Source organism: Croceitalea rosinachiae, assembly GCF_031846445.1.
In the GTDB taxonomy this organism is placed as follows: domain Bacteria; phylum Bacteroidota; class Bacteroidia; order Flavobacteriales; family Flavobacteriaceae; genus Croceitalea; species Croceitalea rosinachiae.
This window is the reverse complement of sequence record NZ_JAVRHR010000001.1, coordinates 637,147-654,001: the sequence shown is the minus strand read 5'-3', so window position 1 is coordinate 654,001 and position 16,855 is coordinate 637,147. Positions and strand designations below refer to the sequence as shown.

General features: G+C 37.2%; 13 protein-coding genes. 4 read left to right on the top strand and 9 right to left on the bottom strand.

Going from position 1 to position 16,855, the window contains the following annotated elements; genetic code table 11:
- Positions 1-5 precede the first annotated feature (5 nt).
- The 4 genes from RM706_RS02965 to RM706_RS02950 all read left to right on the top strand — a co-directional run bounded on the left by RM706_RS02965 (position 6) and on the right by RM706_RS02950 (position 4,922).
- On the top strand, positions 6-1,634 hold the full coding sequence (locus RM706_RS02965; protein WP_311349533.1) for a hypothetical protein: 1,629 nt from the start codon (positions 6-8) through the stop codon (positions 1,632-1,634).
- 84 nt (positions 1,635-1,718) lie between these two features.
- Positions 1,719-2,396, top strand: coding sequence for a hypothetical protein (locus tag RM706_RS02960; RefSeq protein ID WP_311349532.1), 678 nt, complete (start codon positions 1,719-1,721; stop codon positions 2,394-2,396).
- Positions 2,356-3,807 carry a hypothetical protein gene (locus RM706_RS02955; RefSeq protein WP_311349531.1) on the top strand — a complete coding sequence of 484 codons (1,452 nt, stop codon included), beginning with the start codon at positions 2,356-2,358 and terminating at the stop codon, positions 3,805-3,807. Before RM706_RS02960 ends, RM706_RS02955 begins: the two co-directional genes overlap by 41 nt.
- A gap of 11 nt (positions 3,808-3,818) precedes the next feature.
- Positions 3,819-4,922, top strand: coding sequence for a DUF748 domain-containing protein (locus tag RM706_RS02950; RefSeq protein ID WP_311349530.1), 1,104 nt, complete (start codon positions 3,819-3,821; stop codon positions 4,920-4,922).
- 34 nt (positions 4,923-4,956) lie between these two features.
- Here RM706_RS02950 and RM706_RS02945 read toward each other — a convergent pair whose 3' ends face one another.
- The 9 genes from RM706_RS02945 to RM706_RS02905 all read right to left on the bottom strand — a co-directional run bounded on the left by RM706_RS02945 (position 4,957) and on the right by RM706_RS02905 (position 16,826).
- A complete protein-coding gene (locus RM706_RS02945; RefSeq protein WP_311349529.1) occupies positions 4,957-5,619 on the bottom strand; it encodes an ion channel in 663 nt (220 codons plus the stop codon).
- Entirely contained in the window at positions 5,616-6,695 is a 1,080-nt protein-coding gene (locus RM706_RS02940) for an adenylate/guanylate cyclase domain-containing protein (RefSeq protein WP_311349528.1), read from the bottom strand. Before RM706_RS02940 ends, RM706_RS02945 begins: the two co-directional genes overlap by 4 nt.
- 2 nt (positions 6,696-6,697) lie before the next feature.
- Entirely contained in the window at positions 6,698-9,811 is a 3,114-nt protein-coding gene (locus RM706_RS02935) for an efflux RND transporter permease subunit (RefSeq protein ID WP_311349527.1), read from the bottom strand.
- Between the two features lie 22 nt (positions 9,812-9,833).
- A complete protein-coding gene (locus RM706_RS02930) occupies positions 9,834-10,919 on the bottom strand; it encodes an efflux RND transporter periplasmic adaptor subunit (protein WP_311349526.1) in 1,086 nt (361 codons plus the stop codon).
- A 20-nt stretch (positions 10,920-10,939) separates the two neighbouring features.
- A complete protein-coding gene (locus RM706_RS02925) occupies positions 10,940-13,300 on the bottom strand; it encodes a TolC family protein (protein ID WP_311349525.1) in 2,361 nt (786 codons plus the stop codon).
- A 64-nt stretch (positions 13,301-13,364) separates the two neighbouring features.
- Positions 13,365-14,624 carry a cation:proton antiporter gene (locus tag RM706_RS02920; protein ID WP_311349524.1) on the bottom strand — a complete coding sequence of 420 codons (1,260 nt, stop codon included), beginning with the start codon at positions 14,622-14,624 and terminating at the stop codon, positions 13,365-13,367.
- Positions 14,625-14,812: 188 nt separating this feature from the next.
- Positions 14,813-14,950 (bottom strand): hypothetical protein, encoded by a 138-nt coding sequence (locus RM706_RS02915; protein WP_311349523.1) that lies wholly within the window; start codon positions 14,948-14,950, stop codon positions 14,813-14,815.
- A 97-nt stretch (positions 14,951-15,047) separates the two neighbouring features.
- Complete coding sequence (locus RM706_RS02910; protein WP_311349522.1) at positions 15,048-16,199, bottom strand: pectin acetylesterase-family hydrolase; 1,152 nt, start codon at positions 16,197-16,199, stop codon at positions 15,048-15,050.
- 84 nt (positions 16,200-16,283) lie between these two features.
- Positions 16,284-16,826 (bottom strand): Crp/Fnr family transcriptional regulator, encoded by a 543-nt coding sequence (locus tag RM706_RS02905; protein WP_311349521.1) that lies wholly within the window; start codon positions 16,824-16,826, stop codon positions 16,284-16,286.
- Between the last annotated feature and the right edge of the window lie 29 nt (positions 16,827-16,855).

Below are 16,855 nucleotides of genomic sequence, written 5' to 3'. Positions count from 1 at the left end.
AAAAGATGCTTAAAATTAAACTCTTAAGAGCGTGGTTTGTTTTTTTGATTTTAATTGTACTCCTATTAGGTTTTGGTTTTATTCAAACTAAAAAGACTATTCAAAAAGCACTTGACAATCAAATAGTACTGCTCAATAAAACCCAACCTTTACATCTAACTTACGATAAGTTGGAGCTTTCTTATTTGCAACGTTCATTTGAATTGACCAATGTTGTTCTTCTGCAAGACAGTTCATATTTAGACTTAAATAAATTAACTCCGCACACTTTAATCAATTCTATTAAGGTTAAAAACTTTAAAGTTTTACCATTGTTAATAAACAAAAAGCTCGATGTTGACGAGTTTGAAGTGATAGGGTTAGAAGTAGTTTTTAAAAAGGGAGGGCTACTAGAAAAAAGATTGACTCAAAAAACAAAAAAGAAAGCATCAAGCTCAAGCAGAAATGTTTTAAACCAGCTTTCAATTTCAAAATTTAAAGTGTCGGATTTTCAAATCGTTCATTTTGATGAGAAAGCTAACGATACCATTAATGCCCTTAAAGGAGATTTACTTGTGGTAAAAGATATACTTTTTACCGGAGGGCCAGATAAAAAAGTAATTTCTATTAAAACTGATGACGTTGTTTTTGAACTTGATCAAATGTCAGTGACCTATGGGTCAATTAAAGACAAGATTTCATTGTCTAAAGGGATTATGAACTTGGGAACTGGTTATTCAAAATTTAGAAATTTGAAATTAAGCGATCTCAACAGTTTAAAGAAAAAAGTATCTAATAATACATTTACCAAATCACCAGGCTCTTTCGATATTTCAATGGTAGAAGTTTTTGGTTTGGATACTTCTAAACTTTTTAAAAATTTTGATTTAATGGCGGATAGCGTTCTAATTGATAATGCTAAAATCACCATTTTAAAAGACTCAAATAAGCCTTGGAACAAGTCAGTAACCAAACCAATGCCGCAACAAGTTTTAAGGAATTCAAATAAAGAATTTTGGATTAATAAGGTTCTAATTAAAAATTCAAGTTTAAACTATTTGGAAATTATTAATGATAAAGAAGTGGTAATTAACCTTGAAGATGTGCAGTCAACAATATTAAATTTGGGTACTGTGAAATCCAAATATAATGATTTAGAGTCTCCAAATATTGACGTTACTATAAGTGCTAAGGTTTTTAAAGAATTGAATTTTTTACTGAATTTAAAACTTATCAATCCGCTACATAGTAATTTCTTCAGTTTCAATGGGCACACTAGTTCCTTTAATTTTGAATCATTTAATCCAGTAATGGTGCCTTCATCAAGTATAAAGTTTGAATCTGGGCGAGTACTTAAAATTGATTTTAATGGCCAAGGAAATGAGACTAGCACAAAGGGTGATTTTGTTATGCGTTATGATAATTTGAAAACTATAATACTGCGAAAAGATGCTATGCTTACCAATAAGACTTTTTCATGGTTAGCTAATTCCGCAGTTAGAAAAGAAAATCCGAAAAATGGCAGGCTTAAAACGGCTCAAATAGACTTTAATCGTATTCCTTACAAGGGTTTTGGCAACTACATGGTTAAGTCTATTGAATCTGGTCTTATTAATTCTGTTTATCCCTTTGGAAAAAGAACGCGGAAAAAATAGATTTTTCATTTTTAAAACCGACATCAAACAACTTTCATTCGTTAGATTCCTTATCTTTCGTAGCGTATGAACTTAAACATAAGTATGAAAAAATTACCCTTCGTTTTTATAGCATTTGTAGTGTTATCATGTTCTTCAATCAAAGTTTTGGATACTTGGAAAGGAGATGATTCGAATATAACCAAGTTTAAAAACAAAAATGTACTGGTGCTGGGTAGAACAGCGGATGACCATTCAAGAATAGCTTTTGAAGAAGCGATTGCCAACAACTTGAGAAAACAAGGAATAAAGGCTACCGAAAGTTTTATCAAGGCACCAAAAATTAATCCTAATAAAGAATTCACTAAAGAACGTATTGAATTTGTTAAGAGCTTAATGGCTAGCGAGGGTTTTAATGCAATTGTGATTACATCGATTAAAGACAAACAACAAATTACCAGATCAACAAATAGTGGTATTTATATGGGGGCAACCTACGGCAATTTTTATCCTGTTGGGTATGGCACTTTCTATGATTATTTCGCTATACCCTACATTGGAGGTTCATATTATAACGCTTATGGTGATTATATTACAAATTCAGTAAGCACAACTACCCAAACAAAGTATATTCTTGAGACCGCTGCGTACAATCTTGATGAACCAAAAGAAGGTCAATTAGTTGCGATATTAACCACAAGTGTCAACGACCCTAAAGATGCTTATAAAACTGCCGATGCCTATGTTAAAAAGTTGGTTTCCGCTTTTGAAAAAGCTCAATAAAAGAGATAATGCTTACTTACAATTAACTATTCTATTTTTTGTCTGTCATGGTTTTATAATCGCTCAAGGAAATTATAGACTAGAAAATTTTGGAAATAAATCTATACTCTTAAATGGTAATGTTACCGGTACGGTCAGTGATTTAGGCATGAGTTATTACAACCCAGCAAGGTTAGGCTTAGTAGATAACCCATCATTTGCCATTAGTGCCAAAGCATTTGAATTAAGTAATATTAAACTTGAAAATACATTTGGCAACAGCGAACGTATTAAGAATTCTGATTTTAACGGTATTCCGACCATGGTTGCAGGAACGTTTGAACTCAAAAAGCTTCCTACGCATAAATTTGCGTATTCCTTTATATCTAGACACCGTAATAGATACGATATTACTTACAATTCAGGTATAGTTAATGGAGATTTTATTGAGGGCTCAGAGGGTAATGAAGATGTACTTTCAAGAGCTAAAATAAATACAGATTTAAGAGAAGAATGGATTGGGCTTACTTGGGCGAAACCTATAAAAAGTAATTTTAGTGTTGGAGCTTCTTTATTTCTTTCGATTTACAATTACTCTGGTAGTTCAAATGTAAATTTTGCCTCAAACAATGAACAGGATAATGTATTGCTGTACGATAATACTATCAACTATGAGCAAAAGACTTATGGGTTGTTTTTAAAATTGGCCGCAGCATGGAAATCTGATGATATCGAGCTAGGTTTTAACCTTAACCTACCACATTTAAAACTTTTAGGGAATGGGGGTTTTAGTGGGGAAGAGATTTTATCGGGTACGAATAATGACATTTTTAATTTAGCTGAATTCGGAGACTTAGATTCTAAGAGGAGAACCGCGCTAGGGGCCTCATTAGGTGCAGGATTCAATTTAAAAAAGAATAAAATCCATGCTAATATAGAATGGTACAATAGGGTTGGAGAATATCAAAGGTTAGATATAAGTTCTTTGGACTTAAACGCTTTTACCAATCAGGAGTTTAACTTTAATGAATCTCTTAAACCTGTCGTCAATTTTGGTGTTGGGGCCGAAATATATTTAAATGATATTTGGAAGGCTTATTCAAGTTTTTCAACGGATTATTCCGCTTATGAAAATCAAACTACCGTATTCAATTTGATCAGTTCTCTTAATGAAGAGGCTGATACTAGAACCAATTATTGGCATTATGGGCTAGGGCTTAGCGCAAATTTAAGTTGGGCAAGTTTTGTTTCTGGTGCTATTTTATCTACAACAAGTGCAGAATTTGCAAACCCTATAGATTTTCCGTCTGGTGAATTGGAAGCAGCAGAGAATGAAATTTCTAGATTAAGCCTAAATCGGTGGCGGTTTATAATTGGAGTGGAGATTCCATTATTTGTTGAAAAAATCGAAAAGACTTTAGAAGGCCTATAAACCTTAAAAAATTGAAAAAAAATACATCTAATAATAGTTTTTGGTTTCGCAGAAAAATAGTGCTAATTCCAATCTCTATTATTCTAATACTAGTGACTTTTAGAATAGCATTGCCTTCCGTTTTAAAGCACTATACCAATAAGGCGCTGCATAATATTCCAGGTTATTACGGCGAAGTATCCACCATAAAAGTTGGTCTTTTCTCTGGAAAATATATTATTGAGAACCTGTATATCAATAAGATAAATGCCAAAACTCAAATTCCATTTTTGAGTTTTCCAAAATCTATTGTTGCCTTAGATGTAAATGAAATTCTAAGAGGAAACATTGTAAGTGATATTTATTTAGCAAACCCTGAGATAATTTATATTCTTTCGGATCATAATCAAACAAGTAATGCACCAGAGCCAGAATTGGATGATTGGTCCAAAGCCTTGACAGAAATTGTACCAATAGCTATTAACGAACTAAAAGTGGAAGGTGGTAAATTTGGTTATGTAGAAATAAATACAAAACCAAATATTGATTTACATATTCAAAACATTAGTTTGATCGCTTCTAATTTAAGAAATACAAAGTCAATAAATCAGGGTTTGCCGTCGAGCGTTGTAGCGACCGGGAATACAGTAGGTGGTGGCGAATTGCAAGTAGAGGGTAAAATGGATTTAATTCAACAAATTCCTGATGTTGATATTGCCTTAACCATACGTAATGCAAACGCCACGGCATTAAATGATTTTACTAAACACTATACTGGAATTGATTTTGCTAGAGGAACTTTTGAGATGTATGGAGAATTAAAAATAGATGAAGGCTATGTAAATGGTTTAGTTAATCCCGCATTTATAAATTCCAAATTTATAGGTAAGGGAGATAAATTTTTAAGTGTCCTTTGGGAAGGTTTTGTGGGTATGTTCAAATTCTTAATCAAAAACCATAAAAACAATAGTATTTCAATGAAAGTTCCTTTTAAAGGTGACTTAAATAAGATAAAGACAAACAAGATGAGTGCATTTTTTAGTCTTTTTCAAAACGCTTGGATTAAGGCCTTTCATCCTGTTGGTAGTAAAGAAGAAGGCCAATCTTCTAAAAAGAATAAGGATGAAGATACCTAAAAGACAATTCGTATTAACCGCAGTGCTAAAAACTTTATTTTGAATGTGCAATGTATTTTTCTACCACAACGGCGGTAATAATCACCATATAAAATTGGCCTATTAAACCAACCAAAATTGCGGCTTTTTGGGCAATGGGAATGGTCGGTACAATTTCCCCATAACCAATGGTTAAAAGTGTTATATAAGCGTAGTACATTATGGAGTCGACTTTCAATATAAGTTCTTCACTTTCCATTAACACTCCTTGAAAAGCACCAGGGTACAATAATTCAATGGACATAAATAGAAAGAAAGCCAAAAATCCAAGTGAAATATAACCACTCATTAAGCCAATTATCACATTTTTGGTCACCCTTTTTGATTTCCAAACCTGTTGTATAATGTTATAGGTAACTATGATATGAAAAACAAAGTAAATTAAAAGTCGAGTCAGAATATTTTCTGTGTTTTCAGTTCTTGAAATCATACTCGAACCAAACATCACCGATGCACCCATAAACAATGCGATAAAAAACCACATGAGTCTCTTTCGCTTTGAAATCATTAAAACACCAGCTCCTATACTTACCAAATAAAGAAAGGGAAGCATGATATATTCAAAAAATGCGGGTGGAAAAAACAATGATCCAAACAAAATCATTAATTGTGTTGCCAAGAAGATTTCAAAACGGTGTTTATATAACTTTTTTATCATGTCATTTCAACAGTATGAATTTTTACTTCTTTTTTCTTCCCTTTCAATAATACATCACCAAGATGTCTGGTAGAAAAAAAATCATCTCGATCAAGGTCTTTCAATAACTTCTCAGAAATGAGTATAGGTACTTTATGTGCATTACATTCCGCTTGTATTCGAGCTGAAGTGTTTATAACGTCTCCGTGATAGGCCACTTCTTTTTTTACAACCCCGACTTCGGCAACCATAAGTATTCCTCCGTGCAAACCTGCTTTAAACTCAGGTGAAATTCCATATTTGTTGGTATAGTAATCTGTTTTATCAAAAAGCTTTTTCCTAAAAGTGAAAAAGAGCCTGACGCAATTATTGTTCGATAACCCCTTCTGGTAGGGCCAACTTAAAACGGCTTCATCACCCACATATTGATAAATTTCAGCATCGTACTCAGGTACCACTTCATTTAAATCATAGAAGCAGTCCTGTATTAGTTGGCTGTACTTGAAATGGCCTAATTTCTCAGCAATAGTAGTAGATGATTTCAGATCTAGGAACATAAAAATACGTTTCTCTTCTTTTGGTTCCTTGTATTTTCCGAATAGCATTTTTACAAAAACACCCTTCCCAAATTTATCGTTGGCAATTTGAATGAAAGAAAACACCAAGGCAGCCAAGTTGATATAGACTACTACAGTCCAAAAGGTTTTATCTTTTCGCCACCAGCCTACTGCATTATCTATTTTTAAATCATAAATAGTATTGCTAATTTCAATGGTTATTGTTGATAGAATAATTATAAAGATTAGATAAATAAGCATACTTATAAAAAGGTTGAGGCCAATAGAAATTCTTTTTGAAAGGTATTTATCCAATAAGAATTCTATTAATGCGCTTATTATACCGATGAAGAATCCAAATAATGCAAATATTGGTAAAATACGAGACCCTTGATGTTCAGGCCCCGTTGAAATACCCTCTTCTTCTCCTAAGCCGTAATATCGAAAAATGGCGAAAAGTGTCATGGCAAATGTCCAGAAAACAATGGACTGCCCAAGCTGCTTAAAAATCTGATTTAACTTTCTTTGTTGTTCATTCATTGTTACGCATCCAATAGCGCCTCATCAAATTCATACCCCTTGTAACTGACCTTGAAAAGAGCACTGTAAAGCGATGGAATAAAAAGTAAGGTAATGACCGTACCAAACAAGAGTCCTATCATAATACTGACGGCCATCCCCTCCCACATTTCACCCCCCGAAAGGTATAATGGAACTAGACCTAAAATCGTAGTAAAGGTTGATAGTAAAATAGGTCGGAACCGTTGTAGGCATGCTGCAATGACCGAATCTTGGTCCGTACGACCGGCTGCCAATTCTACTTCCATCCGGTCAATGAGAACAATAGCATTATTGATGACAATCCCAGCAAGGGAAATAACGCCTAAAAAAGGCATAAACCCGAAAGCTTCTTGAAATACCAACAACCCAATGACCACTCCAATAATTCCTAAGGGAATGGTCAATACCACCATAGTCATCTTTCGGAAGGAATTGAATTGAATAATCAATAACAGCACAATGATGAAACCAGAAATGGGCAGGTATCCAATTATAGGGCCCATATTTTCTGCCGTTTGTTCCGCATCCCCTCCGAGTTGATAGGTATAGCCCTCTGGCCATACCCCATTAATTTGTTCTTCTAACCACGGAGTGACTTCCGACATTATTGCAGAGGCATTACCCCCGTCCCGTAGTTCACTGCTTATATTTATCGTACGCCTTAAATCAAGTCGTTTTATTTTAGAATACTGCCAAGCTGGTACAATACTGGCTACTTGCAGTAACGGAACACTTTTTCCACTGTTTTGCGAGTATATATTTAAGGTCTCTAAAGAGGCCAAGCTTTGTTGTTGACTGTCACCACTACGCATTAAAATAGGAATAGACTTATCGTCTTCACGATATTCTCCAGTTTGAAAACCATCCAATACGGTCTGCAAGGATGTAGCAATATCTGAACTGGTAATTCCGGCGGTTTGGGCTCGGTTCTGATCAATCTCAATCAAGAATTTCTTGCTTTTGGGCCCCCAATCGTCCTTAACATTTTTAGTAAACGCCACTCCAGATAACTTCTGCTTTACGCTTTCCGCAATGTCCGATAATTGATCTGGTTCTGCCCCTGATACTTTGATTTCTATGGGTGTTCCACCACCACCAGAACCTAATAACCCTACCTTAATATCTGCATTGGGAAAACTTCGAAAAGTATAGCCATCCAAACGTTTTACCATCTCAACGTTCTCCTCAAAGGAGGTAGTATTCACCAAAATATGTGCATAATTGGAATTGGCCTCATCTGGGGAATAGCCCAAATCGTATGATTCTGGCCCTTCCCCAATATAAGAAGACCAATTTTCAATCCCTGTCTCTCGGGTATTACCGGTTCGAAGGGAATCTGACATATATTGTTCAATCTGAGCAACTACTTCCTCGGTACGCTCAATCTTATTGCCCTCAGGAAGATTGATATCTACGGTAATCATATTCCGGTCACTATCTGGAAAGAAGATAAAAGGAATGTACCCAAACCCATAGAGGGAAAGGAAAAAAGCAACAAATATCCCAATGATGACCTTATATTTATGACGTAGGGCCACCAAAATCAAATCTTTATAATAGCGTTTTGCAGCGCTGATGATACGGTCTACCAAGCCAGGTTTTTTCTCTCCTTTAGGCGCTACTTTTAAGAACATATAACAGAACATGGTAATTACGGACAGTGCGATTAGCCAAGAGGACACTAAAGCTATGGTAATCACCACAAAAATTGGACCTACGATATCCCCCATCGTAGTGGGCGAAAGGTAGAAGGCCAAAAATGCCGCTGAAGTTGTCAAAGTGGAAATTAATAGGGGCATCCACAATTCTGAAAAGGCTTCTATGGCAGCTTTATACTTTTCCACACCTTGCTCCAGCTTTACCATAATAGTTTCAGCCACTACAATAGCGTTGTCCACCAACATGCCAAGTGCCATGATCAATGCAGCCAAGGTCACCTGATTCAGTCCCATATTTATAATGCCCATAACCATGAGCGTCATAATGGTCACAATAGGAATTAAACTAGCAATGACGAACCCTGTTCTGAAACCCAAAAACACCAACATTACAATCAGTACAATACTTATTGACTGTATAAGGTTTACCATAAAATCGCTCACCTTAACATTGATATAATCATCTAGGGAAGATACTCGGGTCAATTCCAACCCCACCGGTAATCGCTGCTTCCATTGGTTTAATACCTCATCAACGGCCTCCCCCAAGTAAACGATATTTTTATTTTCTTTAAGGTTCACATGTAAGGAAATAGCTTCTTTTCCATCAACACTCACTATCTGTGTGGGTGGGTCTATATAGCCTTTGGTCACGGTAGTAATATCGCCAAGTTTCACTAACTGGGATCCATCACCTACTGCAATGAGCATATTTTTTATATCCTCTACGGAATCAAAATTACCTGTGGGTTCCAAAATAATACGTTCATCACCTACATTGATTTGGCCTCCGGAACTTAAGATATTGGTTGCCCCAATATTTTGTTGCAACTTGGAAGCAGATAAACCATATTCTTTTAGTCTGGTATTATCAAATTCTACAAAAACACGTTCATCTTGCACACCACCCAATTCCACTTTGGCGGCATCAGGCAGCTTGATCAAATCATCCTTGATATCATCGGCATATTCCTTCATCTCTGCATAGCTGAATCCATCTGAGGTCAGACCTACAACAATGCCATAGACATCGCCAATACCGTCATCGTTCAAATTGGGAGATACTCCAGAAGGAAGACCTTGAATGGCATTTAATTTTCTGCGCAAACGATCCCAAACCGACTGCATTGTTTCAGGGGCAACCTCATCTTTCAGGGTAACGCTTACCACTGAAAGGCCTGTGCGCGAGGTACTGGTCACTTCTTTAAGTTCAGGAAGCTCCTGTGCTACTTTTTCAATTTTATCGGTTACCAACTGCTCTACCCGCTCTGGACTGGCCCCGGGAAATTGGGATACTACGGTAGCCACACGGACCGTGTAGGGGGGCATACTATCTTGGGACAAGTTGAAATACATATTGATTCCCAGAAGAATGATAGTGCCCAACACCATAAAGGTGATGCGGTTTTTATCGATGGAGAATTTTGCTAAATTCATTTTTTTGGATGGTTATATGTTGTTATTGCAACCTTACTTCTTGCCCGTCTAAAAGGGTCTGTAAACCTGCTACTGCAATTTTTTGGCCAGAAGAAAGTCCTGAGGTCACTTCGAACCCTTGAGCCGTTAAATTCCCTAACTGCACTGCTTGCTTCTTTACTTTACCGGTTTCCCCTTCGCCCTCAACTAGAAAGACAAAACGTCCATTGCTATCTTCCCCGACAGCGTGTGTAGGTACAACCAAAACATTGGTACTAGAATCATAGTTGCCAAAGTCGAAGGTCACATTGGCCGCCATGCCGCTTTTTATGTCATCACTTGGATTGGTGACAATAACCTTTATGGGGTAGGTTGAGGTATTAGCATCAACAGCCGGAGCCACCTCAGATACCATGCCCTTGAACTGGTTTTCCTCTATGGAAGTGAAGTCAACCATCACATCCATATTTAGTTGTACCCCGTTAATGATACTCTCTGGAATTCCTAAGGTAATCTCCATATCGGTACCCGCGTTTAATACAGCTACCGCTTGACCAGGGCTAACATTTTCATCGATTTCAGCAGAAATGGAAGCGATAGTGCCATCTTCAGGTGCGTAGATATAGCCATAATTAATCTGCTCCTGTTGAATTTCTACCCCCCTTTTAGCCGACTTATAACTCTCCTCGGCATTTCTAAAAGAATTTTTGGCCGCTTCAAAATCGCTTAAGGAGGTACTTCCTTTTTCATAAAGGGTGCGCATACGATTCAAACTTAATTTGGCAGTATTTACTTGAGAGGCAGCGCTATTCAGCTGAGTAATGGATTGTTCATAGGATAAACGTGCCTGTACATTGTCTAGTTTAGCCAATAACTGCCCTTTTTTTACGTTTTGCCCTAATTTTAAATCGAACTGTGTGATAATACCTGAGTTTCTAAAACTTAGGTTGATGATTTTATCTGTTCTAGCCGTGCCACTAAAGGTTCTTGACTTCTCTCCCCCTAAAAACCCAATTTCTTTATACTTCACGGGTCGTAAAGCGATTTCTTCTTTTTTTTCTTCGGCTCCGCAGGATACCAAAAACAGGCCAAGTGCCAATAAAAAACCGAACTGTTGTATTATTCTCATATTCCGAATATTTTGTTCTATTAATTTTGAGTGTTTAGAAATTCAAAGAAACGCTGCCTGAACTCATCATTTTTTTGCTCTGTATTGAGCAGAAAATAGTAACCCATAAACCGTTCTAGTTGCAAGGCATTGATCAAAAAATTATATACCGCATTTGTTCTCGCCAATTGCGCATCTAAATAATTGTTTTGGGCATCCAACAGCTGTACAATATTAACAGCTCCTTCCGAATAAGAAGCTCTAGTAAGTTCCAAAGCCTCGGCAGCGGTTTCTTCTGATATTTTTGATAATTGAATATTGGACATCTGGTTCACCAGATTCAAAACCCCGTTTCTCACGTTAACTGCGATGTTGAGTTCCAAGTTATTTTTATTGATTTCCAACTGATCCTTTTGAATCAGTGCTGTTTGCCGATTGATGTTATTTAAGTTTTGATTGATGATGGGGATAGAAATACTTGCACCAGCCGTGTAATAATTGTCAACCAATCCGAACCCCAACCCTTCGGGTACAGTGCTTCCCGCTCCTGAACGATTAAAAGTGGAGCTATACTGACCTTGAAGCGCTAGGGTAGGCAAAAAACGTCCATAACCGTTTAACCGAATATTACGATCGGCAGCTTCAAGACTATAGCCCAAGGACTTTAATTCTGGAGCATTTTTGTTGGCTTCCTGAATCAAAAATTCTATAAAAGGTTCGCGAAGGGTGGGATTGTCCAAAAGGCCAAACAACTCATCATAATTATATTCTTCAAAAATACCTTCGTTTAGTTCCACATCGGCCACATCGATTTCGTAATTCGTGGGATTGTTCAAGACTTGATTCAAAAACAAAAATCCTTGCTCCAATTGGTTAATGGCCTCAACCATGGTTTGCGTATTTTGGGCCATTTCACTTCTAAATCGCAGCATATCGGACTTTCCAGATTGTCCTGCCTCAAAATTCTGTTCTGAAATTTCCAGGTTCCTTTTGGTTAAATCCACATTCCGTACCTGAATTTGGGTATTGGCTTTTGAAATCAACACGTTGAAATAGGCATTGGCAGAATCAAAGATCAAATCCAACTGGGAAGCGTTGAAGTCTTCCTGTTGGGCTTTCTGTAATTTTTTCTGAATGGCAATGTTAGCATTGGCCGACTCAGAAAACACTGTTTGGTTCAATGTAATGTTGCCCGCGGTAGAAAACTCAGGGTTTTGCCCATTACTGATTTCAGCCAAATCAGGATCTACATAGCTGGCTGTGCCCGATGCTGTTACCGAAGGTAAATAATTGCTGGTGGCCGACTTAATATCTTGAGTGGCCAAATCCACATCTTTTTGACTAGCTTGGATGGATAAATTTTGTTCGAGGGCTTGATTGATAACTGTCAGTAAATCGTATTCCTTTTGGGATAGGACGTTTCGGAATTCGCCAACAAAATCCGTTTCCCCGATCAAACTGTATTTAATAGGCACCCCTATGGCTTCAGAGGTATTGTAATTGATGGTCAACCTAGGGTTGTAATCAATATAGATAGGCAGTTCAGCCATTGGCGTTCCCGTGACATAGGCCTCAATATTAAGGGCAATCCGTCTAAAAAACTGATCCAAGTTTTCCTCGGCCTGCAATGTGGCCAAAAAACCATTGTTCACATCGGCAGGACCGTTTACGGTAAAAGAAGGCAATTTACGTTCCAGAAGAACTTGGATCAAGCGTTTCTTTTGTTCTGCACCCATAAAAAATCCACCCGCCATATACAAGGCATCCGTACCTTCAAGATTGGCGATGATATCATCAACAGATTCAAAGGTGATTAATCGATAGTCTGCATTTAACTCCGCCAACTCGACATCAAAGATTTCTTTTAAGGGCAAAATTTCTGCAACCGCGGCATCTACTGCGATACCCAAATTTTTAAAATCACTGAGCTCCTTGAAACGTGTGAGATCTTCCTTATATGATTCAGATTCTACAAGGTACGTGAAATTTTCAATGCCTGAAACGGATTTCGAAAGGTCTAATTGCTGGACATCCCTATTTATCGCACCGAACAAAATTGTGGGTTTTTGATGAACGGCCAAGGGGCTAATTATTTCATTGTTGAACACTCCAAAGGCTAAAATAATGTCAGCATCACCTGCAATAAGCTGATTGTAATTGCTTTGAGCCCTCTCCAAATCAAAATCATTGACCAAAAGGCTTTCTTCCGGAAAGACAATCGTGGCATCTTCCCCGACGACCGCCTTAATTTCATTTTGCAGCCTTACAATCAAAGGCGAGATCTCAGGGGTTGTCCGATCCAGTAAGACTCCCACCTTGTAGATAGATTTTTCCTGCGCAAGTGCACTGGTAAAACTTGCTATGAAGAAGAGGAGGGCAACAAATGTTTTGATAGACTTCATATAATGGTTTCTTATTCAATATAACAATTTCACTCTAGAACAATAGTTTTGGCAATTCCTTGTATTACTTCGACTCGGTCCCATTAGAGTTTAATTTAAGCTTTGCAATCAGTTTTTCAACGGTTAGTCCCTGTACCAAAATTGAAAATATGACAATAACATATGTAATCACCAGAAAAAGATCTCGTTCCATCGATTCGGTCAATCCTAAGGCCAAAGCTATTGAAATAGCCCCCCTTAGACCCCCCCATGTCATTATCAAAGTCGTATTAGGAACAAAATCCAATCGCTTTTGAAAAACCCTTACAGGTATAATCAATGAAATATAACGACAAGCTAAGGCAATTGGAATAGCCAAAAGTCCAGCATAAATATAAGTAGTGTTGAACTCTAGCACAAGCATTTCCATTCCAATCAATACAAATAAAATCATATTCAATAGAATGTCTATCAATTCCCAAAACTTGTCAACGTAGTCTTCGGTCAATTCGGACATCGCATGCTCGCGAGTTTTGTTTCCGCCTACCATAAGTCCAGCCACTACCATGGCCAAAGGCGCGGATACATGTAAATGGGTGGCAATGACAGTTCCTGTCATTACTGTAGCTAGGGTAATAATCACTTCAATGTTATAGTCATCAATTTTTTTAAGAAAATAATAGGTCAGCCATCCCAAGACAAACCCCAGAAGTAATCCGCCAAATACCTCTACAATAAAAAGCTCAAGGACACTGTTTATTGAAAAATCTGCAGAACCACTGGCCAGACCAAAAATGGTCAGAAACACCACAACGCCTACGCCGTCATTAAATAGTGATTCTCCAACAATCTTGATTTCCAATTTTTTCGGTGCCCCTGCCTTTTTTAAAATGCCTAAAACAGCAATGGGGTCAGTAGGTGAAATTAGGGCTCCGAACAAAAGGCAATACACAAATTTTACTTGTAGGCCAAGCACCATCAATAAATAATACGTAGCAGTACCGATCAAGAAGGTCGAAACCAAAACTCCGAAAGTCGCAAATACCAATACAGGCCAGCGCTGCTCTTTCAATTTTTTTAGGTCTGTATGCAGGGCTCCAGCAAACAAGAGAAAGCTCAACATGATGTCGAGTAGCACCACTTTAAAATCTATCTTAGAAATGATGAAGCGTTCAGCTTTGAGCAGCGTGTCATCATAATAACTTAATGCAAAAACGCCTAAAGTGAAAAGAATGGTTATTAAGGTTAATCCTATGGTGTTGGGCAGTTTGAAAATGCGAAGATTCAGATAACCAAAGACCGCAGAAAGGAATACTAGAATACTGGTTATAACAAAATAATCCATTAATTTTCTTAGAGTTGGTTGGTGAATTCTGTAATCAAGGGTAAAGTAGGGATTTTTAGTGAAAACCTCAAGGAACATAGAGCCAAAAAGAAGTCGTTTGGTTTTTTTCTTTTTTTCGATTAAAACCTTCTAAAATCATAAAGCTGATTCAAATACTATTTGATAGCTGTTACCCATATTGTCATTGTCTATATTGGTGTCTTAAAATCGCCTAAAGAAAATGAAGTTCCGTAAGATGCTCCCAAGCAGAATTTGGGCTTATCAGTTTGGGCAATCAATGAAGATAGTTCGAAAACTAGAAAAGCGATAAAGATTAATTTACTCATAATGGTATAGTTAATGTTCTAATTACAAACATAGAAGTTAAGGAATTCAAATTTCTCAACATTTGTAGAGAATTCAAATTTTTAAGCTTTTCTTCATTTATTCAATTATGGTAGTCCAACTTTCATTTTCATTCAACATATCGGTAACCCATTGCCTCACCATTACACCACCTACTTCAATATCAAATTGTCTGATTATATAGGTATGGGCTTCTCCATTAGCTATTAGGCCATTAAAACGTATAGGGTATGCTTCGTTAAGTTCTGTGGTAGCTTCGAGAAGTTCGGCTTCGAATGCTGGAGCCCCACCGGGGTATGAAGCAGAAAGGACAGAATCTTGTTTAGAACTGATATATGCCATTCGCATATTCTGATCATTATCAAGTTGATATTTATGATATCCGGTGAGGTTACCATCTGCACCAATACAATCTGCACAACTTTCAGGTAAGAACGACCTCGCATTCCAATAGTCCAATAAGACATCTATTCCCCCAGGAGCTATAATACCATTTCCAGAATCGTTAATCATGAAAATGTTCACATTAGGATATAATCTCCTTACCAATGGCAATGCATTGTGTGCCGCAAAACCCCCGGCGCTGTTGCCTGCCAATACAATCTTATCAGGATTGGGATAGGTTTGAAAAATGACATCCAAAGAAGCGGATAGGTTTTGCACCCCTCTAAAGAAACGATCGTTGGTACCATCGCCATCGCTATCCACTTCGTTATCACCCATCATTTGCGAGCCATCGCAATAGGGTACATACCCTACATCATAGTTTGCCGTAGGGTTTAGAGGGTCGTTGGGGTTGAGTATTCCGAATGGGATTAAAGGAATGCCAGTTTCCGTTGCTTCACAAGCCACAGGACTGCAGAATCCGCCACCTTGTAGAAATATCATGAGATGATTACTACTACCATCCCTAGTAAACATGGAAAACCGTTCGCCGGTGAAACAAATAGGACCTCCCCCAATATCAGTAAAAATGTGTTCCGTAACTCCTGATACCACTTCGGAAGAGGTTGGTGTAAAAACTCCAAGATATTTATCTACGCCTTGGTCATACAATTCTTGGAATGCGAGAAGGCCAGTGGACATGCCATCTTCATCGTTTTCCTCTGATTCTTCACCAATTGTTTCTTCGCTAAACAATTCTTCTTCTGAAGAAGTTTCCCCAGAACAGCCGGTTAAAAGTGTGAAGTATCCAAATATTATTAGTAAGCTAATTCTAAATCGTATCATTTCCTTATTATTTTAATTTATTTCAAAACTAAAATGATATTAGGGTTAATGCGATTAACAAAAGATAAGAACGAATGCGGAAAACTATTTTTTTGAAACGATTCTTTTTCGAATCCTGCTTAGAGAAACGGGAGTTATACCCAAAACACTGGCAATATATCTATCAGGGGCCCGATTTACGATACCGGGGTAATCCTTACAGTACTTAATATAGCGTTCCTCTGGCGCGAGCAGAACGAATGACTCTATTCTATTGTATACTTTTTCGAAATTTCTTTTAAAAAGAAATTCCCTGTTCGCCTCCAACAATTTAGGGTTTTTAAGAATAAAAGCTTGGTAGGTTTTAAAATCGATAGTGTATACTTTGGTCCGTTCAAGGGTTTGATACTCAAATTTTGAGGGTTTATTAAACATTATGGTATGAAAATTTGAAACTATTCTATTCTCAGGGAAAAGCTGGAAAGTTATTTCATCACCTTTTTCATCTACGAAGAAACAGCGAACCAACCCCTTTCTAATGAAAAATAGATGTGGTTCTCTAGCGCCTATTTTGATTAAGTTACTACCCTTTTCAAAGGTCAAAAATTTTGATTTTCTGAGTAAACTTATAAAGATTTGAAAACGCATACAGCTATTCTTAAATATTCAAAATCGGG

Bases quoted from the DNA above. Each gene is read 5' to 3' on its own strand.
- RM706_RS02965 (WP_311349533.1), top strand. From the start codon at position 6: ATGCTTAAAATTAAACTCTTAAGAGCGTGGTTTGTTTTTTTGATTTTA.
- RM706_RS02960 (WP_311349532.1), top strand. From the start codon at position 1,719: ATGAAAAAATTACCCTTCGTTTTTATAGCATTTGTAGTGTTATCATGT.
- RM706_RS02955 (WP_311349531.1), top strand. From the start codon at position 2,356: ATGTTAAAAAGTTGGTTTCCGCTTTTGAAAAAGCTCAATAAAAGAGAT.
- RM706_RS02945 (WP_311349529.1), bottom strand. From the start codon at position 5,619: ATGATAAAAAAGTTATATAAACACCGTTTTGAAATCTTCTTGGCAACA.
- RM706_RS02940 (WP_311349528.1), bottom strand. From the start codon at position 6,695: ATGAATGAACAACAAAGAAAGTTAAATCAGATTTTTAAGCAGCTTGGG.
- RM706_RS02935 (WP_311349527.1), bottom strand. From the start codon at position 9,811: ATGAATTTAGCAAAATTCTCCATCGATAAAAACCGCATCACCTTTATG.
- RM706_RS02930 (WP_311349526.1), bottom strand. From the start codon at position 10,919: ATGAGAATAATACAACAGTTCGGTTTTTTATTGGCACTTGGCCTGTTT.
- RM706_RS02925 (WP_311349525.1), bottom strand. From the start codon at position 13,300: ATGAAGTCTATCAAAACATTTGTTGCCCTCCTCTTCTTCATAGCAAGT.
- RM706_RS02920 (WP_311349524.1), bottom strand. From the start codon at position 14,624: ATGGATTATTTTGTTATAACCAGTATTCTAGTATTCCTTTCTGCGGTC.
- RM706_RS02915 (WP_311349523.1), bottom strand. From the start codon at position 14,950: ATGAGTAAATTAATCTTTATCGCTTTTCTAGTTTTCGAACTATCTTCA.
- RM706_RS02910 (WP_311349522.1), bottom strand. From the start codon at position 16,199: ATGATACGATTTAGAATTAGCTTACTAATAATATTTGGATACTTCACA.
- RM706_RS02905 (WP_311349521.1), bottom strand. From the start codon at position 16,826: ATGCGTTTTCAAATCTTTATAAGTTTACTCAGAAAATCAAAATTTTTG.